The sequence below is a fragment of the uncultured Methanobrevibacter sp. genome (genome assembly GCF_937898925.1).
In the GTDB taxonomy this organism is placed as follows: Archaea; Methanobacteriota; Methanobacteria; order Methanobacteriales; family Methanobacteriaceae; genus Methanobrevibacter.
In genome coordinates this window covers 1-24,642 of the sequence record NZ_CALDKF010000034.1, presented here as the reverse complement: position 1 = coordinate 24,642, position 24,642 = coordinate 1, and the positions used below count along the sequence as shown (strand labels likewise).

Here is a 24,642-nt window from a genome sequence, read left to right as displayed (position 1 = left end):
AGTATTTCCGGCATTTCTCAACTGCTGTATGAGGCTCTTAACATCCACATATTCAACAAAGTATTTCAGAGGAATACCACTAATGGTTGTTGAACTTAAAAGAGGAACCATATTGTCTCCATGCTCACCAATAACCCTTGTATGGATTTCACTGCTGTTTATGTTCAATATTCTTGCAAAGTAATTTTTGAGTCTTAAGGAATCCAAGTGGTTTCCTACACCAATGACCTTGTCTCTATCGAAACCTGAAGCGTCCAAAGCGATTGTGGTCATTACATCCACAGGATTTGTAGCAACTAAAATAATAGCATCAGGCGCATGAATGGATATCTGCTTAGCATAATTGGAAACTATTTTAGCATTTACAAAAGCCAAATCCCTTCTGCTCATCCCCTCATGCCTTGGAGCACCTGCAGAAATCAATACAATTTGTGAATCTGCAAGATCTTCATAATTACAGGATGGGGTGAGTAAACAATCAATATCTTCAGCAGCCAATGCATCATACATGTCATAGCTTTGGCCCTTTGCCTTGTCAATGCTTTCAGGTCTTGCAAACAATACAACTTCACTTATTGTATCTGCTCTAGCCAATTTGAAAGTAACGTTTTTACCTATTACACCGGTTGAACCCATTACACTAACCTTTACCATAATTTGCCTCCTTAAGATTAATTTTAATTAAAACAATAAATTACTTAATATAGTTATATTATTTTATTTCTAATAAAAATAGTTTACTAAAAATAAAACAAAATGAATTTTAAAATAATATAAAAAAAGATAGTTTTAAAACTTAAAGTATAAGAATTCAAATAGAATTCTTAACTTTAAATTTTTCATTACTCGGAGTTTGAAATAAACTCTAAATAATAATATATTTTTAAGAATATTTAATCTTTACTTTATATTGAAGGTAAAAAACTACCCAATGAAAATATTAAACAAAAATTTTTTAAAATTCGACTACAAGATACAAATTTATTTCATTAGCAAAATGAAAATTTTCAAGATTTCTAATGAATATCCAAGAATGTCTTTAAAATGTTCTTTAAGGACTTCAGAAGAATGTTTAAGAATATATCCAATTTCAGTTTTCATTTTATGCCTCCGAGTAATAAATATATTTTCTGCAGGCATGAAAAACCTTCAATTGATACTTAATTTTCATTATAAATAAATATTATAGTTTTTTTAAGAGTTTACTTTCATTTTAATTGTTATATTATAATTATTCAATCAAATTGATGTTATTTCATAAAAATAAGAGATTAAATAATTGTTTAAATTTAGAGAAAAATAGTTTTAAAAATAGATAATTAGAAAAAATTAAAAAATAAAAAAAGAAAAGAATAGATCAAATCTATTCTTCACCGCCACGACCTGCGAACTCTTCATTGAGTTTGTATAATAAAGAGTTGTCGTCGCCAGCTAATTTAAGTTTAGCTAAGTTTTCCATAGCGTTTTCTTCTTCTTCAACTTGTTCTTCTACGAACCATTGCAAGAAGTTGTTGGTTGCATGGTCTTTTTCTTCAATAGCTAAATCAACCAAATCATTGATTAAGCCGGTAACCATTTGTTCGTGGGATAAAACATGTTCGAATGCTGCAAGTGGAGATTCCCATTCAGTTTGTGGAGCTTCAATTGCAGTAAGGGTTACGCTTGCCCCTCTTCTAATGATGTAATCATAGAATTTCATACCATGTTCTAATTCTTCTGCAGCTTGAACTCTCATCCAGTTAGCGAATCCTGCTAAGTCGATGTCTTCAAAGTAAGCTGCCATAGATAAGTATAAGTATCCAGAATAAACTTCTGCGTTTAATTGAGCATTTAATGCTGCTTCCATCTTTTCATTTACCATCATAACACCTTAAAATTAAAAAAATTATTAAATTATCATTTCAATAATCCAATAATTCAGAATTGAAATTGAATGAAAATTTAATAATCATAAGTTAAATTTATTTATTCTTCTACGAAATCTCCTTTTTCTGCACCGCATAATGGGCAAACCCAATCATCTGGTAAGTCTGCAAAAGCAGTGCCTGGTTCTACACCATTATCTGGGTCACCAGCATCAGGATTATATTCGTATCCGCATATGTCACATACAAATACCATTTTATTCACCTTCATCAGATTTAAAGAAAGTAGTATATGAAAAAGTTTAAATCAATTATAATGCTTTAAACATAGTTTTTACTGCACCGCATAATGGGCATTTGAAATCAGCAGGCACGTCATCCCATTCAGTTCCTGCAGGTACATCTCTTCTTTCTTCACCAGCTTCTGTGTCGTATTCATATCCGCAAATAGTGCATCTGTATTTTGCCATAATTTTACCTCCAATAAAATATAATAATATTTTTACTATTAATAATATATAAATTGTTTTATTTTATTACAACTTATTTAAATTAATCATTGGAAATGATGATTTGATAAATGTGAAAAAAGAAAATTATCAAAATAATGAAAAATTAAAAAGAGAAAATGAATACTTATAAAATAATAAAAAAATAAAAAAATAGTTAAAATGATTACTTAACTAAAATAACAGGAACTTTAGAGACTTTTAAGGCATTTTCTGCAACTCTACCAATCTTAGAATAATCAATTGTTTCTTCCTTATCCATAGACTTTCCAAAAGCTCCGAAAACAGCAATGTCAGGGTTTATCTTCCTAATCATTGTTGCCATATCCTGAATAGGATCTGCTGTGATGATATGCTCAACCACAACCACATTCTTTTCCTTTCCCTTAGCTGTAATCTCATCCAAGACCGCTCCGCCAGCATCATCCAAGTCATCATATGAAAAGTCGAGAGCAAAATCCATAACGTATAAAGCAGAGATCTTTGCACCGTATTTGCTTGCCAAATCAATAGCTAAATCAACTGCCTTGTCTCCACATTTGGAACCGTCGCTAGCAACTAAAATATTCTTAAACATAGTATCATCTTAAAAAGAATAAAAATTATTGATTAAAAAATAATGAAAAATAAAAAATTAAACTGATTACATCAAGTAATCAGCCTTACAGAATCCAATGAAATCATCAACTAACCTATCGACATCTTTGGTGTCATCCTTGAGAAGACCTTGGTCAATGAAGATAGCCCTGTTACTTAATTCCCTAATGAAGTCTGTATTGTGTGAAACCATTACAATGGTAGTTCCAAACTCCTTGCAGATTCTCTTAAGTGAGTTGGTTACTGTTCTCAAGGTTTTTGGATCCAAGTCTCCAAATGGCTCATCTAAAAGCAATATATCTGGTTTGGATACAAGCACAAGTGCAAGCATAGCCCTTACCTTTTGACCACCGGACAATTCAAATGATCTTCTTCCTAAAATGTCTAAAGGCAAGTCAAGCGCTTCAAAGAGGTCTGCAACCTGTTCAGCTATTTCAGTTTCAGGGAATTTAGGGAACAATTCATCTAAAATGCTTGGTTCAAGTCCAACTTGCTCAAGACGAGCTTTAGCTTCTCTTTCTGGAAGGTCAGTCAATTGATACAATGCATCAAGCAAGATATCAGGCAATCCTTCTTCCTTAGCCCTTTCTTTTGCTTCCTGAACCATATCAAATCTTTTATAACCTAGTTTCTTAGCCAATTGGCTTTGAACGGTAGCCCAGTATACCAAAGCGAATTCCTGATGCATGAAACCTATGTTTCTTCTAACTTCCATCCTGTCAAGGCTTGCTTTTCTGATGTCTACCCATTTGGTTTCTCCATCCTTCTCAAGCTTGAAAAATACATCACCGCTGTCAGGAACATCCATACCACCTAACATACGAAGAAGAATTGTCTTACCTGCTCCACTTGGACCTACTAAAGATAGGATATCTCCTCTCTTTACTTCAAAGTTGATGTCCTTCATGTGCAAAACGTCTTTACCTTTAAGCAAATAGAACCTTTTATCCAAATCACATGCTTTAATCAAGGTTTCATCTGTGGATTCAAGCTCAATGTCAACAGGATCTTCAATGTCAGATAGGAACTCATCGATGATCTCATCAACATCTCCCTCTTTAGCTATTTCACCATCTTCCAAAAGGATTACCCTTTCAGCTAGGAACTTATGAATCTCAGGCAAGTGGGATACTAAAACGATAGTGATGTTTAACTCTTCATTTATCTTTTTAACTGCATCCAAGATTTCCTGTTTGGTTTTAGGACATGCCATTGTAGCAGGCTCGTCAAGAAGCATCACTTTAGGCTTTTTAGCAAGCTGTCTTGCCATGATAAGTCTTTGCTTTTCACCACCGCTTAATACGGAAGCCAAGTGGCCGGACTTTTCCTTAAGGCCTACAAGCTCCAATAGCTCATAAGCTTCCTTATCGAATTGATCATGAGCCAATTCAAAGTCGGTTCCTGCCTCATCACCGTATTTTGCACCGTATAACTTTCTTACTACATTGTCAAGAACAGTTTCAGGCCAAATACCAAAAGACCTTTGCAAGTGAATTGCAGTTTCCTTTTTCACTTGATTGAAATAAAATTGAGTTGAATCCGGCTTTAAGGTGTATCTTTCTACTCTAACTTCACCTTCATCGAATTTTTCCACCCCTCTTAATATTCTTAAAAGGGTAGTTTTACCGGAACCGCTTGTACCTAAAATACCTACGATTTCTCCTTCTTTAACTTCAAGATTAATGTTATTTAGGGCTTTCACTTCTTCCCCATTATCTAACTTATATGATTTAGAAAGGTTTTTAATACTTATCATTATACCACGATTTGAATTTTTAAATGATTATTTTATTAATTTGTTAATTTAAATATTATTAAAATATTTATACATTATATAATATTAAATTACCTATATTTAAAACCTTTTCAAAATTCCTAAAAAAATTGAAAATAACGAAATTAAAGCAATATTTACTATAAAATAAAGATAATTAATTCATAATTGATAAGATTTAAATATTATAAATCCTAAAATAAGTTTAAGGGTTTACACCTATAATGTAAACTCCTTTATTGGGAAATTGAAACGTTGAAGAATCCTCCTTTTTGGATTCTTTTAACGTACTATTTTTTGCTATTTTTTTATAATTTAAAAATTTTAACATGCTCTAAACTATTTTTTAAACTAATTTTTAAAAAAAAATACTAGTTTTACATAATCCAATTTAATATAAATATTCTAAAAAGATTGTTTTTTACAAAATAATAGCAATATGATAATTAAAATGTAAACAAAAGGCATAAAATTGGTTAAATTTATAAATAATTAATTTAAACTATTATCAAGGTTTCGATATCTAAAACAAATCCTCAATTTCCCAAATTAAAGGAGGTGAAATTATGGTCGTGACTTTGAGACAAGTTTTACTTGTTATCCTTTTCATAATTCAAATGATCTTAATTTTCATTGAATAAACTGTAGTTTCACGATAGTTGAATTTTACAAAAAGTTAACAGGTTTGATTTGCCTTAGATATCCTTTCATCCTTGTTAAAATAGTAAAATAAGTTAAAAAATACTAAAAAAGTAAATTTATAATTCAATTGGATAGAATTCTGTATAAGTGGAGTTTCTTTCTATTGGAACTCTTCCCAAGTCATTGACTAATTTAGTTAGGTCTCTAATGCTTGCATTAACACCATCTGGAGCTCCGGAAGCTGCAGACAATTCATCTCCACCTAAAGTGCCCCCTAAGTCATTAGCACCTGCTAAAAGTGAAACTTGAGCAAATCTAAAGCCCATCTTTACCCAAGAGACTTGAATATTAGGAATGATGTCTCTAAACATTAATCTAGCAACAGCATAAAGCTTTAGATCTTGAGTACCTGTAGCTCCCAAATCCCTTTGTCCTTCAAGGAAAATCGGAGAGTATTCATGCATGAATGTCATTGGAATGAATTCATTGAATCCTCCAGTATCAAGTTGGATTTGTCTAAGAATATCTAAGTGTTCAACTCTCTCTTCAATGGTTTCCACATGACCATACATCATGGTAGCAGAACCGGTTATTCCAGCTTTCTGAGCTATCTTCACTACATCAATCCATTCTTGAGTTGATACCTTTTTAGGGCAGATTATCTCTCTGGACCTATCAGTCAATATCTCAGCGGCAGTTCCAGGCAATGTGTCTAAACCTGCCTTTTTCAATATTTTAAACGCTTCATCTACAGGTATTTCACTATTTAATGCAGCATCTCTAATCATGGTTGGTGAAAATCCATGGATTTCCACTTTAGGATAATGTGACTTGAGCAATTTCAAAAGATGCTCATAATATTCTATTGTTGCATCTTCAAGCACTCCACCCATCAAGGTGAATTCGCGTGCTCCATCACGGTAACCGCCTTCAGCCTTATTCAAAATGCCTTCATCGTCCAAAAGGTAAGCTTCAGGATCATCAGGATCCTTACCGAAAGCACAGAATCCACAGCGTACATGGCAGATGTTAGTGAAGTTGATGTTGCAGTTATTGATGAAAGTGACCTTATCACCAACAATCTCTTCACGGACTGCATCTGCAGCAGCTAAAAGCGGATAAATTTCTGAACCCTTTAGGTTCATTAAGTAATTCCCATCTTCAACTGAGATAGGCTCATCAAAAGCGCTATCTAAAATCTTCTTAGTTTTGGATGCCACATTAATTCTATCGTACATAATTTTAAATCAGTTCTATATAACATATAAAGTTTTCTATGATTTGAAAAAAATAATTAATTTTAATAGGTTAAATGATTTAATTTTAACTAAAAAGTGATTAAATTATTAATAAAGAATAGAAAATATTTATTAATTAAATTAAGTTAAAAATCAGACATTTTAAGATAAAAATGATTATTTTTATACATTTAATTTGAATTATCAATTTATATTTATTGATTAATTTATTTTTATCAACAATCAAATAATAAATAATCAAATATTAATATTATAAGGAATAAAAAGAGATACAATGAAGAAAGTAACACGTGGCTTATTAATTGGAAGAATGCAACCTGTTCATAATGGCCATATCCAAATTATAGAGAAGACATTGAATTTTGTTGATGAAGTTGTAATTGGTATTGGAAGCGCTCAGTTAAGCCATGAGCTAAAGGACCCATTTACTGCAGGTGAAAGGATCATGATGATGACACAAGCATTGGATGATGCTGATATCGACCCTAAAAGATATTACATCATACCTATTGAGGACATCAATAGAAATGCATTGTGGGTTGCTCAAGTCAAGATGCTGACTCCTCCTTTTTCTAAAGTATATAGTGGAAATGCTCTTGTAAAACGATTGTTCAAGGAAGAGGGATACGAAGTATATCAGCCAGAGCTATTTGATAGGGAAGTCTTGTCTGGAACTGAAGTGAGAGACAGAATCCTAAATGATGCTGATTGGAGATCTCTTGTTCCTAAAGCTACTGCTAATGTTATTGACGAGATAGATGGAGTATGCAGAATCAAGGAATTGAGCAAAAAGGAATTAAGTGAAAAATAATTCCTTAATCTTTTTTTACTTTTTTAAAATTTTTCTATATTATCAAATACTATTTCTGACCTTGATTTGCAATAATTACAAAGATTTATGTTTACAGAAGCATTTTTATCATAATCTACATTATTTCGTTTTTCCCTTAAATCATGTAATGCCCTGTAAATCTTATCACCAATATATTCATCATGATTGAAAGGAGCATTTCGGAATATTTCTCTAGTTTCCTTATGAATTTCAGAAGAGTCTGAATTCATTATATTCTTGCTTTTTTTGCTTCTATAAATCTTATTTAATATTAGATAGTCTCTAGAAATACAAAATGAAGAGAAATAGTATCTATTTATTGCTGTCCTATATGCTGCATCACTATTTAGATTTATAAGAATATCCGCTAAATCATTAAAATCCTTCCATTCAAATGAATTGGACCCCATTTAAACGAACTCCGCTGAAAATAAGACATTTGAAAAATTATTGCTAAAGTCATCATAAAGGGTATCTTCTATTTTTTCTATTTTTTCACATGCATTAAAACCATCAATTCCAGTATGAACTAAGATGATTAATTTATTCTCTTCATTAATTTTAGATAAAACACGTATTTCAAGCAGATCCCCAGGAAATTCTTTATTAAATAATTTAGGTATCCCATGAACAATATCACTTAAATTATAATGTTTCCTTAAAAAAAGAACCACATCATCAAAATTATCAGATTTCTTAAAATTTGCTTTTAAAAATCCCAATAAGTCTTCAGCCAAGGATTCATCTACATGATTTTCATTTAATCTTAAATCATCACTAAGTTTATTGTTATTATAATCAAATTTTTTAACATGATTCCAATCAGCTATTTGATTATATAATTGCACATCTGATAAGTTAATGTTATTTGCCATATTATTTCTCCAATTTAAAAATTCAATTAAAAATTCAATAAACTCCTCCTTCAATAAATCTATTTAAAATTGTTAATATTTAAATATTACGATTAATTACTTTTTATTTTTCAATTTAAATATAATATTGCTTTTAAATTGAAATTTACCATTTATTATAAATAGTTTACTTAATTAAAGAGATTATAATCAATTAATTAAATTACAAAAATATGAAAGGAAAATTATATAACAATAGTTATATTTATTAGTAAAAAAATTAAATATATTAATGGAATAAGACAAATTAACTTTAAGCATTAAACTTAAATTTATTTTATTCATTATTTATTAGGATGATAAAATGGTAATAAAAATTGTAGAAAAAGACGAAGAATACTTCACTATTGGAGATTTAATTGAAGACATTAAAAAATCACAAAGAGTTGATGAAGCTGGAGCAATTTACAGTTTTGAAGGAATTGTAAGAGGAACAGAAGAAAACAAGACTGTGGATAAGCTTACATTATCTCTTCCAGATAAGGAAAAGGGATTGGCTGAAATAGAATCCATTGTAGAAACAGCTAAAGTGAAACATGGAGTATTTGAAATAAGCGTTATCCATTATATTGGAGAGTTCTACACAGGAGATCAATTGTTCCTTGTAGTTGTTCTCGGACCTCATAGAGGAGAAACCTTAGATGCTCTTACTGAAGTCGTAGAAAGAGTTAAACATGAAATTGACTTTAAAAAAGAAGAGCTTTCCAATCAAGGAACTAAAGTTATAATGGCAGGAGGATAATTCTGTCATTAATACCACCATTTTAAAAAAAAAAAACTATTTTTAATAATAAAAAAATAAAAAAAGATAGATTTAATTTAAATCTATAAAATCAAAACTAAATTTTGCTATATTAAACTTATTTTATAAAAAAGCAAAAAAATATCTATTTAGCTACCATAATCTCAGTAGATTTAATAACCGCTTTTACTTCATCCCCTTCTTTTAATTCTAATTTTTCAGCGGATTCTCTAGTAATTATTGCAGTAATTATACCCGGTTCGTCTACTGCGATTTTAATGCTTGCCATAACTTCTCCTAATTTTACATTTTCAACTTTTCCTTTTAAACCGTTTCTTGCACTAATTTCCATAATAATACCTCGATATGAATTTATAAATAACTATGCAATTCGATTATTGCATATATTATAATTATCCTTAATATTATATAAATATTATAGTTAAATACATTTTTACGATTACTTTTTAATACATATCGAAATATGAAAAATTATTTTTTCAAATCGATGATAATAAAAGATAATAAAGAAAACATCAATTGAATATTTACAAATTTTAAAAATTATTTCAATGAAAACAATATGAAAATGAGATTAAAAATTTCAAATAAAGAAAAATATTGATTGAAATTTAAAAATTTTAATTTAACAATGAAAAAAATGGGAATAAAAAGCTTAAACTAATCTAAATATTAGAAAACTTTATTAAATAAGTCTTTTATAAATACCATTAGATAATTATTGAATATTTTAAGATTTAATAATCAAAAATGAAGAGAAAGAAAAAAATAGAGAATAAAAAACTAAATAAATATAATAATTTTTAAAAATTCAAGATAACTTAAGATGTGTTATTATGTCACGCCAAAAATTCATCAGAGACAGTATCCATGGAAACTTGCCATTAACTGAATTTGAAGTGGAAGTATTGGACTACCCACAAGTTCAAAGATTAAGAAGGGTAAAGCAATTGGGATTCATTTCATTGATCTATCCTGGGGCTAATCACTCTCGTTTTGAGCATTGCATTGGAACAATGCATCTTGCATCAAAGCTTGCTGAACAATTGGAATTGGATGAACATGACAAGGAATTGGTTAGAATGGCTGGATTGTTGCACGATGCAGGCCATGGGCCATTTTCACATGTTTCAGAAGCTGTTTTTGATGTTCCTCATGAAGAGCTAACAGGTTTTATAGTGACAAAAACCAGCTTGGCAGACAAGCTTTCTGAAAAATTCAACACTCAGGAAATCGTTGACATAATAAACGGTAAAGGCAGATTAGGCCCTATCATCTCTGGAGAATTGGATATGGATCGTATGGATTACCTCATTAGGGATTCCCATTATACTGGAGTGGCTTACGGAGTAATCGATACTGAACGTATAATAAGCAACTTAAAGCTAAAGAGAGAATTGATATTGGACATCAAAGGGGTTCAAGCTGCAGAAGCAGCACTTACAGCCCGTTATCTAATGTATCCAAGTGTTTATCAGCACCACACTACAAGAATCATCAATGCAATGTTTAGAAGATGCCTAAGGCATATGATCAGTCAAGACATTGTAAATCCTAATGAGATGTACAAATACGATGATTCCGATATGATAAGCATGTGCAGAAGCTCTGAAGGATTTTCAAGAGACATAATGGAACGCATCGACAACAGACAGCTATTGAAAGTAGCTAAATCCGAACCTGTAAACGGATTTGAAAACCCTGAGCAAATATTTAAGATTGAAAAGGAAAAACTGGCAAAGGCTGAAGAGGAAATCAGTGAAGACTTCGGTTTGGATAGAAATTATGTAATTCTAAACGTATCTGAATATCCAAGCTTTGATGAAATGAAAACATGGGTTTCCTTTGGAGAGAACCTATACCATCTAAACGAGATTTCAAGTATTGTAGGAGCTTTAAGCAGTGCAAGGTTCAATTCAGCAGATATTGCACTTTATGTCCCTAAAGAAGACTTAGAAAAAATAAATAGATTGAAATTAGACAATTACATTGATTTACCAGAAAGAGTAAACAAATTTGATACAATTCATTTTGAACAGTCAACATTGTTTTAAATAATATGATAAAAATAATTAATAAACAATCATAATTAAATCATATTAAATAATATTAAATATTGTTTTTAAGAGAGGATAAGATGATAGTAATAGCTATTACAGGTGCAAGTGGAGTGGTTTACGGAGTGGAACTGCTAAAGGCACTAAAAAGACTTAATATAGAAACAGGATTATTGATCAGTGATTCCGCTAAAATAGTGATGAAATATGAATTGAATGATTGCAATTTGGAAGATATTGAATCATTGGCAGACCACTATTTCGAAGCAAATGAAATTGATTCATCAATAAACAGCGGTTCATTTAAATTTGATTCAATGGTAATCATCCCTTGTTCCATGAAAACCGTATCCGCAATAGCTAATGGCTATGCATCCAACTCAATAAGCCGTGTAGCGGATGTTGCATTGAAAGAGAGAAGAAACCTTGTTTTAGTTCCAAGAGAAACTCCTTTAAGGGATGTTCATCTTGAAAATATGCTTAAAATCTCTAAAGAGGGAGGAATTATCCTACCTGCAATGCCTGCATTCTACCATGAGCCTAAGGACATCAAGGACATGACTGACTTTATTGTAGGAAAAGTATTGGATATTTTAAGAATAGACAATGAAATGTTTAAAAGATGGGAAAAACCATAATCAAATACCCAATAAATAATTTCTTTTGAGTTGGAAATATGATTAATGACTTTGATTTATTAACAACATGTGACATATCAGGATTCCTAAAAGAGGAAATCAGATCAATCATAATCTATAAATCTGATGTAAATGATTCAGATATTGTTTTAGACATCAATTGCGGTGTTGGAGAGATCTCATCAGAATTTTCCAATCTTGCTCAAAAGGTATATACAATAGATGAAAGTCCACAAGCCATCACAATAAGCGAAAATAATATTAAAAAGCATGGAAATATCGATAATGTTGAATTGATGAATGAGAATGACTTATCTGCAATTGAAAAAATAGAAAATTTTGATATTGCTATACTACATGCCAAGAATGACAATTACAATGAAATCTTAGATATTGTCCATGAAAAAATCAATTCTAAAGGCAGAATACTTATTTTAACCAATTTCCTTGACATTGAAGTGAATGTAGTCAATAAATTGGATGAACTGAATTACAATCCGCAAATCACCCACGTAAACATTTCAAAAGGACAATTATTGTATAAGGGAATAAAAATGGAAAGTCAAAATCCAATGACTATCATTTTTGCTAAAAAAAGATGATTGTAAAAAAAAGTTATATGAAAAATAGCTTTGAAAAGACATTTATTGATATTACTCTAAATCTTCAAGATCTTCTTTTCTGTTGAAGTTTCTAAAGTCATCTTCAAAGAGAACCTTATTGTCAACTTCTATAAAGCAAGGATTTTTCAAGCCTTTAATGAATGACTTTACATATAAGTTATCTTCTTTTAAAAGCTCATCAATCTTATTCAAATTCTCTTTTTTATATATTGCATGCAATGGCTCAGAGTTTGCTATTTTCATGTCAACGGTCATTTCACTTGCATCATCAAAGTTAAATTCATCAGTATCCTTGAACTTGTCCTTATTTGACTTGATATGAAATGGAATGATTGCATCAATATCAGATTCCAAGTTTTCCTCCAATAGCTTAAACATTGCATCTATATTATCCCCACTTATAAAAGGGGAATCACAAGGCAAAACAAGTGCATAATCTGTTTTTATATTCTTTAATCCAGTCATGATTCCTGATATTGGACCTTTTTCCTTAACTTCATCTTCAACAAATTCCAATGAATAATCAAAATTGCTTTCAATATCACCATCACAATACTGATTAAGTAGTGACTGATAATCAGCTATTCTTTGAGCATCATTTAAAACAATTATAGCATCATTTATTTTATAGTTTAATCTTTCAAGTATGTGTAAAATCATAGGTTTCTCTTGAATAATCATAGATCCCTTATCATGACCCATTCTTCTACTCATTCCTCCTGATAAAACTATGCAAGAATACAATTTTTGACCATTCATAAACATCATCTATAAAAATAAAATCAAAATAAATTAAAAAAAAGAAAAATGTTGGTCAATTGAAAATATCAATTAACCACTTAAAATCTATTCATTTACATGAACATCCGCTTCGCTGTCAAATGGATTGGTACGGATAGCGAGTGAAATCATGTAAGGATAGTATTTCTTAAGGTATTTTAAATAGTAAACCCATTCATATACCAATTTAGTGTAAACTCTCTTCATGTCACCGTTTAAATGATTGAAATCAGCATCTTTAATGTCTGAGAATTCACCTCTGCGGGAAAGCTCTTCATCCAAATGCAATAAAGCAAGCAAGAGTGAGGAGAATTCATCTTTCTCTAAAAGATTAGGGTTGTTGATGAGGTTTACTAAAAATTCTCTCTTTTCCATAAGAAGTGAATGAACATTTGTCAAGAACGCTTCCCTTTCCTCTGGCGGAATATCCGCTTTGAAGTCAAGTCCGTTTTCTTTCAATTCCTTCATCTTGTTATCGAAATCCTTTTCTTCCCAGTTCCTGATATCCTTTAGGTTTTCAGTATTGATCTTGTTCTTATTGACTTTGCTGAGTTCAGCTAAAAGATCATTTCCAATTTCTGAGAAGAAAGTACCCATAAGCATATCTATTTTCTCTAAAATAGCTTCATGTTCCTTTTTGCCCATTATGCCTTCAAGCAGGAACGCGACAATCAATATGTCAATTGGAATGAAACCTATATGTTTCCAAAGATAAGCAATAATCTCTTCACCGTCTCCAAAGATGAGATATCTGGCTAAAAAGATGACAACAGCCAAGACAAACATGATTATTGCAAATCTGATTTTCCAACTTCTTTCGTTGTTATCTCTCATTTTATAAACTCCAATAAAAATTATACAAATTAATAATCACTATAAGACTTTTTAATCGAATAAGCAAATAATTGTTAATTAATTTATATTAGTAGTTTATTCCTTTAATTTAATAAATTATTCGTTTTAAGAGAAAGAAATTAAATTTGTTAAGTAATCAGTAGCCAGGGTCAAATCCAAATACTTTAGCAGCTAATTTCATACCAGTGTCTCTAACGAATGTATTGATTAATAAGTAAGCAACAAGCCACCTCAAAGGCCATAAAATTAAACAGTTTTCTATTGAAATTCCATTTCCAGATAAATAAAATGGAATTACACCAAAAATGATTGGCATAATAATGCTCATCATAAAACTAATCCAAAATGCAACAGGATTCCATAATCCTTTAATAAAATCTAACATAAAATATATCTCCTTATAGTAAATTTTTAAAAATATTTTATAAAACCTGTTAAAAATAGAATAAATAATTTTTTAAAAATATTTTATCTACTATTTAAAGACTTTAAAAAGCAATTCTATTTAGAATTGTAAAAAAAGAATTATTTGATTTGAAAAAATAACAAATCAAAATAAAAATGATATAAAGAAAAAGAAAATAGAATAAGACAAAATTATTCTAAATTCAAATCATATTTCAAACTATTCAAAATTTGGATAGTTTGGACTTTCGTTAGTGATCATCAATTCATGAGGATGTGATTCCTTAATACCACTTGCAGTGATTCTAACGAAACGAGCAACTTCCTTCATGGTTTGGATGTCACGAGCACCACAGTATCCCATGGAAGACTTTAATCCTCCAACCAATTGGAATACAACTTCAGCTACAGTTCCCTTATATGGAACTACACCTTCTACACCTTCAGCCACTAATTTTGAATGTTTCATATGGGTGCCTTTATCCACTTCTTGGAAGTATCTGTCTGCTCCACCACCGGATCCACCAGTCATAGCTCCAATGGAACCCATTCCACGGTAGGTCTTGTATTTTCTACCATTCATGGTAACAATGTCACCAGGAGCTTCCAAGGTTCCTGCAAGCAAGTTACCAAGCATTACAACATCTGCACCAGCACCAATAGCTTTTGCAATGTCACCAGAGAATCTGAGTCCTCCGTCAGCAATGACAGGAATTCCAGCTTCGCTAGCAACATCTGCAACATCTGCAATAGCTGTAACCTGTGGCACACCGATACCTGCTACAATACGGGTAGTACAAATGGAACCAGGACCAATACCTACCTTAAGACCGTCTGCACCATGAGCAATCAAGTCTTCTGCAGCTTCACGGGTTGCAATGTTACCCATACATAAGTCTGCATCGATATTGTCCTTGATGGTTTCAGCAAATTTAACTACATTCATGTTATGAGCATGAGCACAGTCAATGGAAATGATGTCTGCTCCAGCTTCATCCAATGCCATAGCTCTGTCCAAATCAAAAGGACCACAAGCTGCTGCAACTAAGTATTTACCATTCTTATCAAGTGCAGCATTAGGGTGTTGATCTTGATTTAAGATATCCTTAATGGTAAGAATACCTACCAAATCACCATCTTCACTAACAACAGGCAATCTTTCAACCTTGTTTTCATAAGCGATATCCAATGCCTCTTCAGAAGGGGTGTTCTCTTTGATTGTAACAACTTCAGAGGTCATTATGTCCTTGACTAATTTTTTGGAATCAGATTTTAAGAAAGGTCTTACATCTCTTTTTGAGATGATTCCTACAATCTTCTCGTTTTCAATAACAGGAAGACCGCTAACTGATTCGTTTTCCATAATGTCTTGGACAGTTTCAATGGAAGATTCAGGACTGATAGTAACTACATCACGTACAGTAATGTCTTCAGCGCTTTTTACTTTCTTAACCTCTTCCACTTGTGCCTCTTGAGTGATATTACGGTGAATAACACCGATTCCCCCTTCTTGAGCAAGTGCAATAGCTAAATTAGCTTCAGTAACTGTATCCATTGCAGCACTCATAATAGGGATATTCAATTGGATGTCTTTAGTTAAGTTTACTTTAGTTTCTACATCCTTTGCTTCAATCCAGGAAGCGTTAGGAACTAATAAAAAATCATCATAAGTGTAACCAGGTTTTGCATTATATATCTTATCTGAAAATTGCAATTTTTTTCCTCCTAAAAATTGTAAAAAATAAAAAGTGTAATTAAAAATTAATGAAAATGATTTAAAAAAAATTATCCTAATTTAAGAAAATTAAGATAATTATAAGCATCTATTTAAAAAATATTTGAAATTATTCTTCAAAGGATTTGACAAGCTCTTTTAATTCAGCTACAGCATTTCTGTCAATGTGTCCGGTGTTTCTGTCTCCACCTATACAAGCAGCTCCTCTAACACCAACGACATCACAGCCAATGTCATATAATGGTTTTAATTGGTCTTTTTTAACAGATCCTGCTAAAGCTACTTTCAATCCATAGCCATGAGCTTCTTCAGTGAATTTTTTACAATCATCAATATCTAAGTAATCAAATAAAGTGTGCCCATCTTTAACAGCAGTGTCTAACATAGCCAAATCTGCTCCAGCATCTCTTGCCACTTTAGGAATATCCCATGGACTTACAGCTCCAACTCTATGAGCATCAGCATAACCGGAAGCAACAACAATAGCATTAGGATCTGTATCCTTTACAGTTTTAACTACGTTTTCCATTACTTCTAAAGCTTCTTCATAGTTACTTGGACCGTATAATCCTACTTTAATGTAATCTGCACCAGAAACCAATGCACCCATAGCAGCTAAAGATACGGTTCCAGGCTTGTATGGAACATCTCCTAAAGTTGCACTTACAAGCATGTCATCAGGAGTAAGTTCTCTGATATCCTTAATAACCCAAGGGAAATTTGCACCAAGGGAACCTTCTTTAGGATTTTTTACATCAACTATGTCTGCTCCACCTTCAATGGATTCAATAGCTTCATCATGATTTATAGGACTAATTAATAAAAGCAATCATATTCCTCCAAACTATATAATTTTAATCATTTTGATTCTTAATTTATTTAATTATTTAATTATTATATTTAGTTAATCTTTTAATTATTTAAAATTAACTGATTTTACTGAAAATTTTTATAATGAAATTATTGTTAATTATATAATAATAATTCATATAAATATTTTAGATTATTTATACTTTTATAAATAATAATATAAATACTTTTAATTTTTTATATTGTCTAAAGGGCTTTGGAGAAATAATAGAAAAAGATATTGATAAGAAATAGCTAAAAAAGAGAAAGAATCAATGATAAAATAAGATAAAATAAGATAAAAAAAGAGAAAGGAGTTATATTAACTCCAAAAATAAAATTTTAATTTTTTCTAATGGCTAATGAAAACAATGCAAACAATGATAAAATTGCTAAAGCGAATGGATAACCTGTCTTTTTCTTAGAAATATCTATTTGCTTTTTAGAGCTTTTGATAGGATTTCCATTGGATTTGGAATCTAAATCCTTTTGTGAGCCATTTTCATCATTTTTTCCAAAAAGATCTTCTGGGAAATAGTCATCCCATGGGAAGTCATCATAATAATCCTCATTTGAATCGTTTTCTGGAGTATCAGGAGTATCTGGATTATCCGGATTATCCGGATTTTCTGGAACTTCAGGTTCATCAGGATTATTTTCTCCGCTTTCATTTAAAATAACATCAACGGTTGCAGAATCAAGGTTATTTGATTGGTTCATGTCAGGAGTTGAAGAGTTTGCGCTAACGCTATTTACAACTTCACCTTCCTCCAATGCTTTAGATGAAATGACTAATAATGCGGATTCATTGCTCTCCAAGTCACCAACTTTCCAGATTATCTTAACGAGATTTCCATCATCATCTTCAATGCTTTCCAATTCGCCTTTAGTCAACTCATATATGATAAATTCCAAGCTTTCAGGGAAACTGCCATTTACAATCACTTCACTTGCCTTATCAGGACCATTATTGGTTACATTTATTATCCAATTCACAACTTCATCAACGTAAACCGGATTCTTATCAGCATTTTTTGTTACAGATATATCGCATATTGGAAGTGTTTCCAAACTATCGTTATCATGGTTGTTTTCCTTATTCGGTTCATAAGTGATTGTTTCCACATCAGCAAGAACTGTTATGTTCTCATTGGATTTATTGGCCTTAGTGGTGATGTTTAATGAAATGCTATCTCCACTATCCAAATCACCAATAATCCATTCATAGTTTTCTGCATCAAATGAATCATCTGAAGAATTTAACACAATCAATCCTAAAGACTCCAAATCAGATAAGGAAACTGAAACATTGGAAGCATCATCAGGACCATCATTGGAAACGACAATGATCCAATCCACAATATCTCCATAGTTAACTGTGTCATTTGATGCATCAATATCGATTATCAAGTCACATATTGGATTGATTATCAAAGAGTCGTTATCAATGTTGTTTTCATAATCAGACTCTAATGTGCTTGTTTCAACTTCAGCGATTACAGTAATTGAATCATCAGATCTATTGACTTTTGTTGTGATAACCAATGAAACGTTGTCTCCACTATCCAAATCACCAATAATCCATTCATAGTTATTCAAATCAAATGAATCATCAGAAGAATTTAGTACAATCAAATCCAATGATTCCAAATCAGACAATGAAAGTGTTACATCAGCTGCATCATCAGGACCATCATTGGAAACGACAATAATCCAATCCACAACATCATCCTTATTTACAGGGCTTTCAGATACACTCACTTTAGTTATCAAATCACATATAGGTAAAGCATCGACGCTATCTGAATCATGATTATTGGATTCAATAGGGTCATATGTATCTGCACTTACATTTGCATTAAGGATTAAAGGTTTATCTGATGAATTCACCTTGGTTGAAATGACAAAACTGATTTCATCTCCAACCAAAAGACTTGGAATCTCCAATTTATTCCCAGTCTGATTGAAAGTGTCATTTGAACTGTCTAAATAGATCAATTCCTCCTCTGGATAATCCACTAAGACAAGCACTTTGCTTGCATTGTTTGGTCCATTGTTAACAACGGTTATTGTCCAATTGACAACATCCCCTGGCTTTACAATCTCCTCAGAAGCATTGACTGTAATGGCCAAGTCTGCCATAAGAACCCTAATTGTCTTATTGTCCAAGTTATTTGTAAGATTGGAATCCTCTTCAATAGATGACACATTTACAGGATAGTCAATAAGTCCTGTCTTATTGGTTTGAGCGTTAATAACCAAAGTCTGATTTTCACCTACATCTAAGTTTCCAACATCCCATATGCCATTTTCAGGGTCATATGTGCCTATTGAAGGAACGGATGATAAGTAAACCAATCCCTCTGGAATGATTGCACTCACATTCACTCCAGTTGCATTATTTGGACCGTTGTTCTTGACTTTAATGGTGAATTTAACTGTCTTGTTGAAATCTATATTCACTCTGCTTGATCCAATATCAACAGCTACATCAACGATTGGAATGATCTCAAACTCATTTGTTTCATCTATTGCCTTATAGTAATCGTCTTCAAAATGTTCTGCGTAGAGATAATATTTTCCAGGACTTAATGGATTGTCAATGTAATCGCTAATATTAAACTTTATATCTCCAAGAATGCCAGTTGTAAATGTTTCATTCAAGATAATCTCATTGCCTGAAATAATATCAGAAACCGCATCTGAAGAAGATAATAAACCTATTTCCTCAGGACTCTCTCTATAAATGATTACATTAACCAATTGGTTATCCTCTCTATCGTCCTGATACAAAAGACTTCCGTTCATGCTGTTTTCTGCTCCATCAACTGGATGTATCTCATCATTTCCAGTGACCTTTTGACCTTTTGAGGATATGTAACTAACATTATAGAAGTATATCTCATCCATAGATGCAGTATTATAGATTGCATTTGCAATATTATTGCCTCCAACCAAGGTCAAATTGATTAAAATGTCGCTTTCATTGAAATAGCTGATAGCAGGGTTAACATAGGAATCCAATATATAAGACCAAGCCTGATTCTTATCAAAATTGGTATTGGATAATGTCATTTTAGACCCATCAGTATATATTGCTGAACCGTTACGTGCAGTGTTGAATATGAAATTGGATGAGTCAACTGTATTGTTATCTCCTTTAATGTAAATGGCTCCACCTAATCCGCTTATGATATCAGACTTATTTGGGATTGCAGAATTATTTGAAAAATCAGAAGCAATTATATTGGCATTTGAACCTTCAATATAGATTGCCCCTCCCTTCTTGCTTACATTGTTGAAGCTTAGATTATTCAATATAAGATTGCTGTTTGAGCCTTTAATGTAAATTGCAGCTCCATTTTCACCTGAATTGTTCTTGAAATTGCTGTCATAGACATATGTGTTAGGCCCTTTAATGTATACGGAACCATTCACAAGCTTATGATTTGTGAAATTAGAACTGAAGATGTTTGAATTTGATCCAACCACATAAACGGCAGCTCCATAGCTTGCCCTGTTTGCATCAAAGCTTGAATTCAACACTGAAACGTCAGTTCCATTTATCAATATTCCAGCACCAATGTTTTTAGCGAAATTCTCATTGAATGTGGAATTGACTATTATTGCCTCATTTCCCATTATGAACAATGCGCCACCATCAGTGCCAGTTGCCTTATTCTCATTGAATGTAGAGTTAATAACCCTTACATTGTTTCCTTTTACTTGAATCGCACCGCCCATAGGAGCAGTGTTGTTTTCAAAAATGCATGAATTGATATTCACGCTAATGTTGTTTACCTCAAAACCAGTACTTATAGCACCTCCATAAATTCCAGCACTGTTATTTATGAAAATACAATCAATTATGTCACCATCTGAATGCAATGTGGTGGCTCCTCCCACTCTATTGCAATAATTATTGATGAAAGTGGAATTTGAAACCTTTATTCCAGGACGGAAGCAAAATGCACCTGCATGAGTGGTTTCATTGTCAGAAATGGCTGAATTGTTGATGAATAGACAATTTTCAACAGTCCCCTTATTGATCATTGTTTCTGAAACCCCTACTTGCAATCCTCCACCGCAAGCCTGAATGCTCTCATTGTTCCTAACGGTATTGTTGATGAATGTGCAATTTCTAACTGTAACATTGTTTGCAGCTATAGCCACATTTGAATATTTCCATGAAAAGCCGTTATAGAAGTTAGAGTTTTCCAAGAGGAAATTTGTAGTGTTTGGATAAACATAAATATGCGCACAGAATGTGCTTGCATTATTATGATTGAAATTGCAGTTGCTTATTTGGCCATTGCCTTCCAGATAGTAGACTGCCTTGTCATTTGCATTGATGAAATTGCAGTTTACCAATTTTACATTAGGAACTGTGACCCTAAAAATTCCAGATAGCTTTTTTGCATCTAAAGTTGCTCTAACATCTCCAGAACCACCACTTATAGTTACGGATTTGTTAACTATAATGACTGTCCCATTTCCGGTAAATGTCTTTCCGTTTAGATTGATTGTATCACCGGATTTTGCACTGTTGATTGAACTTTGAATGCTGCTGAATGTATTTCCACTAGGGCTGATACTAGATTTTAGAGAACTCTCATCTGAATTAATAGAACTTAAATTTGGACTGGAATCCTCATTCAAGTTGGATAATTCATTCATAGATCCTACACAATCCTCATCCTCATTGCTATTTACAATATTATCACTTATATCTTCATTTAAATTTGTAAAGGAAGATTCAGACTGTGAATCGATTGCAACTGAATTAAAGCTTAAATCCTCTAAATCAGTTGCACTAACAGTTGAAAATGTTAAAAATACACAGAGAATCATACAAATTAAACATATAATTTTTAATTTCAATGTACATAACACCTCATAAAATTTAGAAGAGAAAGAAATCCTAAAGAATTCCCAACAATATCTCAAATACGAAGTATTGAAAAAGAATTTTTAGAAAATATTTCTCTTCAAAAATAGTTAGATAGTCATCATTTATAAATTAAACAGTTTTTAGAGGTTTAAAATTGATTTAAAAGTAAAATATTATTTTAATATTAAAATAAAATTATAATTATAGAGTAATTTATTAAATAAATGATATATTGTATTTAAATTGGAATTAATTAAATTAAATCAATATTTGATTGAAGTTAAAAATAGTTAAAAAAAAGAATTTGGATTAAAAAAATAATATTCCAAAATGATTATTCACTATTATAATAGAAAATAGACTCCAAGAAGTCAAGATTCTTATAGGTTGAATTATCGCTTGAACTTGGAATTATGATTCCATAACCTGAATATTCCCCTTTTCCACCGTAAATTATGATTGGATCTCCATTATCCATATCTGTTGAATAGACTTGCCTTTCGGAAGGAGTTTCAAACTCGCATTTGAAAATGTCCAAGACATACCAGTCATCATCATCCACACTCACGTAATATGTTTCATATTCTGTGATGTTGAATCCATCGGATTCGATGTTGTATGAATGGTTTGAGTCAATCAGCTGAACTTTACCTTCTCCGCTTAGATATGCATTCCTATCTATTGACAGGTTATAAGGCTCATTGTCCCAATCTTCGTGAGGATTCATGTTGTATCTGTATTTATCAAGAGATATATTGTCTGCACTGTCCTCTAGAACTGAAGTGTCATAATCGCTTGAATTGTTGTCATAGGCAAAAAATGTTATTATTGAAAAGAGCAGCAATAGAATGAAAAGAGCTATGCATACCTTTTTAAAAGGAAATTTCTCTTCATTTCCAATGTTTCCCTTATCATTTCCAGAACTCTTTTTGGAAGAGCTTTCAAAAGGATTTGTAGAGCTTCTGTTATCAAAATCATCAAATGGTCCATCAAACTCTTCTGATTTTGAATAATGATCTGCCTTGTACCTTGGAACGTATTCCCAACCGCAATTAGGACAGAACTTTGCATTATCAGAAAGTTCCCTACCACAGTTTCCACAATATTTTGCCATTTTCAACCCCCTTAAACAAACAATCAACAAAATACAATTAACTAATGAATATATAATTATAAAAAAAGATTTTCAAAAACATTAAAAAAAAATATAAAATTAAAACAAAAAAGTAAAGAAAAGAGAATAATAAAAACTATTTATTCTCCTTTAACTTCATCATCTACTTCAATACCCATTTTAGCTGCCATTCTAGCAAGAATGATGGTTACAACAACAGCTAATATAGTTACAATAATAGCATATATGAATAATCCGCCAAGTGCATCTCCAGTACCTACTAAGGTTTCAATTAACTTTTGGATTGCATCGTTCCATGCTAAACCTGCAACTAAACCGAATGCAGTGGTTACTAAGGTAATAATAGTTTTCATAACAGTTTTTGCTACCATAATATATCTCCATAATATTTTTAAAAAAACAACTAAAATTAGCAATTAACTACAAATTTAACTTAAATAAAGAAATTCACTCATAAAATTTCAGTTAAATAGAATTGACTAATTTTTAGTTATTTGATATTTTGTAATTTATCATATATAAAGTTATTACTAAAATACAGTTATAATAATACATTAAAATAAGATTTGCTTAATTTTCAGTTAAGATTTTGAAAATAAGTGAAAATTATAAACATAAATGAGAAAATAAAAACATTAACTAGGATAAATAATGAAAAATTAATAAAAAATCATCTAATAAATAACATCCACTACATAACATTCATTTGAAACAGTTAATTCTCTTTCATCACCAATTTAACTGCCCTCTCTGCAACTCATCATTTGGGAGAATAGCCCTATAATGAATAATAATTTGCTCATTCATATAACTTTTTTTCCAATTGAACGGCATTTGTAGAAGTTTTTACAGTTCCTACCCCTATCATATCACTAAATGATAATTTTTTCTTAAAGGAAACAACAATCTCACCACAATCATTTTCTTCCCATTCCACTATATCACCAGGTTGAACATCATATTTTTTTCTGTATACTTCAGGAATTGTAGTTTGATTATTTTTATAGACTTTAGTTTCAATAACCATAAAAATCACCATACTTTTTAATTAATGTTATGTAATATTATATTTACAATAAAAGTTACTATGACGATTATTTCACTCAAAATACTTTATTTTACAATGAAATATTAGACTTTAGACATTATAAAAATTTTTAAAGTGCGAAATTGTGAATAAACACAAATGTGTAAAAAAAATAGTGAGTTAATCCACTATATGAACTAACTCATTGTGGTAAAAACTTTGAAAATAAAAAAATAAATCAATTTTCAATCATTATTAGCTTGCCTGTATTGGAATCCTTGTAGACTTTTCCAAGCTCACTGTACCCTTCTCCAGATGAGGAACTTACATCAGGAGTCTCATTCAACTGCTTGCCTTGATCAATTTCAGTCACCTGCTTCATGGCATTGATAGCATCCTGTCTTTGCTCTGGTGTAACACTATCATTGAATACAATTGCCTGCATGTTCCAGCTTATAACAAGGAAAACCAACAATCCAACTGCAATAACAA

26 protein-coding genes are annotated in these 24,642 nt (G+C 31.4%); 5 read left to right on the top strand and 21 right to left on the bottom strand.

Annotated elements, in window-relative coordinates:
• From Q0409_RS02800 to cofH, 8 genes are all read right to left on the bottom strand, one after another.
• The coding region (locus Q0409_RS02800) for a malate dehydrogenase (RefSeq protein ID WP_298534844.1) at nt 1-654 on the bottom strand (654 nt) is incomplete at its 3' end.
• Between the two features lie 327 nt (nt 655-981).
• On the bottom strand, nt 982-1,140 hold the full coding sequence (locus Q0409_RS02795; RefSeq protein ID WP_298534843.1) for a hypothetical protein: 159 nt from the start codon (nt 1,138-1,140) through the stop codon (nt 982-984).
• Between the two features lie 223 nt (nt 1,141-1,363).
• Nucleotides 1,364-1,861 carry a ferritin gene (locus Q0409_RS02790; protein ID WP_298534841.1) on the bottom strand — a complete coding sequence of 166 codons (498 nt, stop codon included), beginning with the start codon at nt 1,859-1,861 and terminating at the stop codon, nt 1,364-1,366.
• 104 nt (nt 1,862-1,965) lie between these two features.
• Nucleotides 1,966-2,121, bottom strand: a complete 156-nt coding sequence (locus tag Q0409_RS02785; RefSeq protein WP_295607161.1) for a rubredoxin — start codon at nt 2,119-2,121, stop codon at nt 1,966-1,968.
• Nucleotides 2,122-2,176: 55 nt separating this feature from the next.
• Nucleotides 2,177-2,335 (bottom strand): rubredoxin, encoded by a 159-nt coding sequence (locus Q0409_RS02780; RefSeq protein WP_298534840.1) that lies wholly within the window; start codon nt 2,333-2,335, stop codon nt 2,177-2,179.
• Between the two features lie 205 nt (nt 2,336-2,540).
• Nucleotides 2,541-2,951 (bottom strand): universal stress protein, encoded by a 411-nt coding sequence (locus tag Q0409_RS02775; protein WP_298534839.1) that lies wholly within the window; start codon nt 2,949-2,951, stop codon nt 2,541-2,543.
• A 66-nt stretch (nt 2,952-3,017) separates the two neighbouring features.
• Nucleotides 3,018-4,727, bottom strand: a complete 1,710-nt coding sequence (locus Q0409_RS02770; protein ID WP_298534838.1) for an ATP-binding cassette domain-containing protein — start codon at nt 4,725-4,727, stop codon at nt 3,018-3,020.
• Between the two features lie 776 nt (nt 4,728-5,503).
• Entirely contained in the window at nt 5,504-6,625 is a 1,122-nt protein-coding gene (cofH, locus tag Q0409_RS02765) for a 5-amino-6-(D-ribitylamino)uracil--L-tyrosine 4-hydroxyphenyl transferase CofH (RefSeq protein WP_298534837.1), read from the bottom strand.
• A gap of 295 nt (nt 6,626-6,920) precedes the next feature.
• Here cofH and Q0409_RS02760 point away from each other — a divergent pair, with 295 nt between their 5' ends.
• Nucleotides 6,921-7,457 carry a nicotinamide-nucleotide adenylyltransferase gene (locus Q0409_RS02760; RefSeq protein ID WP_298534836.1) on the top strand — a complete coding sequence of 179 codons (537 nt, stop codon included), beginning with the start codon at nt 6,921-6,923 and terminating at the stop codon, nt 7,455-7,457.
• Between the two features lie 23 nt (nt 7,458-7,480).
• Here the strand turns inward: Q0409_RS02760 and Q0409_RS02755 are convergent, their stop codons facing one another.
• Both Q0409_RS02755 and Q0409_RS02750 read right to left on the bottom strand, forming a co-directional pair.
• Nucleotides 7,481-7,888 (bottom strand): hypothetical protein, encoded by a 408-nt coding sequence (locus Q0409_RS02755; protein WP_298534835.1) that lies wholly within the window; start codon nt 7,886-7,888, stop codon nt 7,481-7,483.
• Nucleotides 7,889-8,353 (bottom strand): hypothetical protein, encoded by a 465-nt coding sequence (locus Q0409_RS02750; RefSeq protein WP_298534834.1) that lies wholly within the window; start codon nt 8,351-8,353, stop codon nt 7,889-7,891.
• A gap of 343 nt (nt 8,354-8,696) precedes the next feature.
• Between Q0409_RS02750 and Q0409_RS02745 the strand changes: the two genes are divergently transcribed.
• Complete coding sequence (locus tag Q0409_RS02745; protein WP_298534832.1) at nt 8,697-9,134, top strand: molybdenum cofactor biosynthesis protein MoaE; 438 nt, start codon at nt 8,697-8,699, stop codon at nt 9,132-9,134.
• A gap of 145 nt (nt 9,135-9,279) precedes the next feature.
• On the opposite strand, the gene Q0409_RS02740 is transcribed toward Q0409_RS02745, so the two are convergent.
• Entirely contained in the window at nt 9,280-9,486 is a 207-nt protein-coding gene (locus Q0409_RS02740; protein WP_292789107.1) for a molybdopterin-binding protein, read from the bottom strand.
• A gap of 502 nt (nt 9,487-9,988) precedes the next feature.
• Here Q0409_RS02740 and Q0409_RS02735 point away from each other — a divergent pair.
• From Q0409_RS02735 to Q0409_RS02725, 3 genes are all read left to right on the top strand, one after another.
• Nucleotides 9,989-11,209 carry an HD domain-containing protein gene (locus Q0409_RS02735; RefSeq protein ID WP_298534845.1) on the top strand — a complete coding sequence of 407 codons (1,221 nt, stop codon included), beginning with the start codon at nt 9,989-9,991 and terminating at the stop codon, nt 11,207-11,209.
• An 83-nt stretch (nt 11,210-11,292) separates the two neighbouring features.
• Nucleotides 11,293-11,850 (top strand): UbiX family flavin prenyltransferase, encoded by a 558-nt coding sequence (locus Q0409_RS02730; protein WP_298534830.1) that lies wholly within the window; start codon nt 11,293-11,295, stop codon nt 11,848-11,850.
• 38 nt (nt 11,851-11,888) lie between these two features.
• Nucleotides 11,889-12,452 (top strand): methyltransferase domain-containing protein, encoded by a 564-nt coding sequence (locus Q0409_RS02725; protein WP_298534828.1) that lies wholly within the window; start codon nt 11,889-11,891, stop codon nt 12,450-12,452.
• A gap of 51 nt (nt 12,453-12,503) precedes the next feature.
• On the opposite strand, the gene Q0409_RS02720 is transcribed toward Q0409_RS02725, so the two are convergent.
• From Q0409_RS02720 to Q0409_RS02675, 10 genes are all read right to left on the bottom strand, one after another.
• Nucleotides 12,504-13,232, bottom strand: a complete 729-nt coding sequence (locus Q0409_RS02720; RefSeq protein WP_298534825.1) for a molybdenum cofactor guanylyltransferase — start codon at nt 13,230-13,232, stop codon at nt 12,504-12,506.
• Between the two features lie 87 nt (nt 13,233-13,319).
• Nucleotides 13,320-14,087, bottom strand: a complete 768-nt coding sequence (locus Q0409_RS02715) for a hypothetical protein (protein ID WP_298534822.1) — start codon at nt 14,085-14,087, stop codon at nt 13,320-13,322.
• A gap of 157 nt (nt 14,088-14,244) precedes the next feature.
• Complete coding sequence (locus Q0409_RS02710; protein ID WP_298534820.1) at nt 14,245-14,493, bottom strand: hypothetical protein; 249 nt, start codon at nt 14,491-14,493, stop codon at nt 14,245-14,247.
• Between the two features lie 240 nt (nt 14,494-14,733).
• A complete protein-coding gene (guaB, locus tag Q0409_RS02705; protein WP_298534817.1) occupies nt 14,734-16,227 on the bottom strand; it encodes an IMP dehydrogenase in 1,494 nt (497 codons plus the stop codon).
• Nucleotides 16,228-16,357: 130 nt separating this feature from the next.
• A complete protein-coding gene (locus Q0409_RS02700) occupies nt 16,358-17,077 on the bottom strand; it encodes a (5-formylfuran-3-yl)methyl phosphate synthase (RefSeq protein WP_298534815.1) in 720 nt (239 codons plus the stop codon).
• 362 nt (nt 17,078-17,439) lie between these two features.
• Nucleotides 17,440-21,948: a hypothetical protein gene (locus Q0409_RS02695; RefSeq protein WP_298534811.1), complete on the bottom strand. Its 4,509-nt coding sequence runs from the start codon at nt 21,946-21,948 to the stop codon at nt 17,440-17,442.
• A 374-nt stretch (nt 21,949-22,322) separates the two neighbouring features.
• Nucleotides 22,323-23,102, bottom strand: a complete 780-nt coding sequence (locus Q0409_RS02690; RefSeq protein ID WP_298534808.1) for a zinc ribbon domain-containing protein — start codon at nt 23,100-23,102, stop codon at nt 22,323-22,325.
• Nucleotides 23,103-23,242: 140 nt separating this feature from the next.
• Nucleotides 23,243-23,494 (bottom strand): DUF5654 family protein, encoded by a 252-nt coding sequence (locus Q0409_RS02685; RefSeq protein ID WP_298534805.1) that lies wholly within the window; start codon nt 23,492-23,494, stop codon nt 23,243-23,245.
• A 428-nt stretch (nt 23,495-23,922) separates the two neighbouring features.
• Nucleotides 23,923-24,150, bottom strand: a complete 228-nt coding sequence (locus Q0409_RS02680) for an AbrB/MazE/SpoVT family DNA-binding domain-containing protein (RefSeq protein ID WP_298534803.1) — start codon at nt 24,148-24,150, stop codon at nt 23,923-23,925.
• A gap of 238 nt (nt 24,151-24,388) precedes the next feature.
• Nucleotides 24,389-24,642 (bottom strand): DUF2149 domain-containing protein (locus tag Q0409_RS02675; protein WP_298534801.1); only part of this gene is annotated, 254 nt, incomplete at its 5' end.

Coding starts and splice junctions, on each gene's coding strand:
- Q0409_RS02795 (WP_298534843.1), bottom strand. CDS start 1,140: ATGCCTGCAGAAAATATATTTATTACTCGGAGGCATAAAATGAAAACT.
- Q0409_RS02790 (WP_298534841.1), bottom strand. CDS start 1,861: ATGGTAAATGAAAAGATGGAAGCAGCATTAAATGCTCAATTAAACGCA.
- Q0409_RS02785 (WP_295607161.1), bottom strand. CDS start 2,121: ATGGTATTTGTATGTGACATATGCGGATACGAATATAATCCTGATGCT.
- Q0409_RS02780 (WP_298534840.1), bottom strand. CDS start 2,335: ATGGCAAAATACAGATGCACTATTTGCGGATATGAATACGACACAGAA.
- Q0409_RS02775 (WP_298534839.1), bottom strand. CDS start 2,951: ATGTTTAAGAATATTTTAGTTGCTAGCGACGGTTCCAAATGTGGAGAC.
- Q0409_RS02770 (WP_298534838.1), bottom strand. CDS start 4,727: ATGATAAGTATTAAAAACCTTTCTAAATCATATAAGTTAGATAATGGG.
- cofH (WP_298534837.1), bottom strand. CDS start 6,625: ATGTACGATAGAATTAATGTGGCATCCAAAACTAAGAAGATTTTAGAT.
- Q0409_RS02760 (WP_298534836.1), top strand. CDS start 6,921: ATGAAGAAAGTAACACGTGGCTTATTAATTGGAAGAATGCAACCTGTT.
- Q0409_RS02755 (WP_298534835.1), bottom strand. CDS start 7,888: ATGGGGTCCAATTCATTTGAATGGAAGGATTTTAATGATTTAGCGGAT.
- Q0409_RS02750 (WP_298534834.1), bottom strand. CDS start 8,353: ATGGCAAATAACATTAACTTATCAGATGTGCAATTATATAATCAAATA.
- Q0409_RS02745 (WP_298534832.1), top strand. CDS start 8,697: ATGGTAATAAAAATTGTAGAAAAAGACGAAGAATACTTCACTATTGGA.
- Q0409_RS02740 (WP_292789107.1), bottom strand. CDS start 9,486: ATGGAAATTAGTGCAAGAAACGGTTTAAAAGGAAAAGTTGAAAATGTA.
- Q0409_RS02730 (WP_298534830.1), top strand. CDS start 11,293: ATGATAGTAATAGCTATTACAGGTGCAAGTGGAGTGGTTTACGGAGTG.
- Q0409_RS02725 (WP_298534828.1), top strand. CDS start 11,889: ATGATTAATGACTTTGATTTATTAACAACATGTGACATATCAGGATTC.
- Q0409_RS02720 (WP_298534825.1), bottom strand. CDS start 13,232: ATGAATGGTCAAAAATTGTATTCTTGCATAGTTTTATCAGGAGGAATG.
- Q0409_RS02715 (WP_298534822.1), bottom strand. CDS start 14,087: ATGAGAGATAACAACGAAAGAAGTTGGAAAATCAGATTTGCAATAATC.
- Q0409_RS02710 (WP_298534820.1), bottom strand. CDS start 14,493: ATGTTAGATTTTATTAAAGGATTATGGAATCCTGTTGCATTTTGGATT.
- Q0409_RS02695 (WP_298534811.1), bottom strand. CDS start 21,948: ATGATTCTCTGTGTATTTTTAACATTTTCAACTGTTAGTGCAACTGAT.
- Q0409_RS02690 (WP_298534808.1), bottom strand. CDS start 23,102: ATGGCAAAATATTGTGGAAACTGTGGTAGGGAACTTTCTGATAATGCA.
- Q0409_RS02685 (WP_298534805.1), bottom strand. CDS start 23,494: ATGGTAGCAAAAACTGTTATGAAAACTATTATTACCTTAGTAACCACT.
- Q0409_RS02680 (WP_298534803.1), bottom strand. CDS start 24,150: ATGGTTATTGAAACTAAAGTCTATAAAAATAATCAAACTACAATTCCT.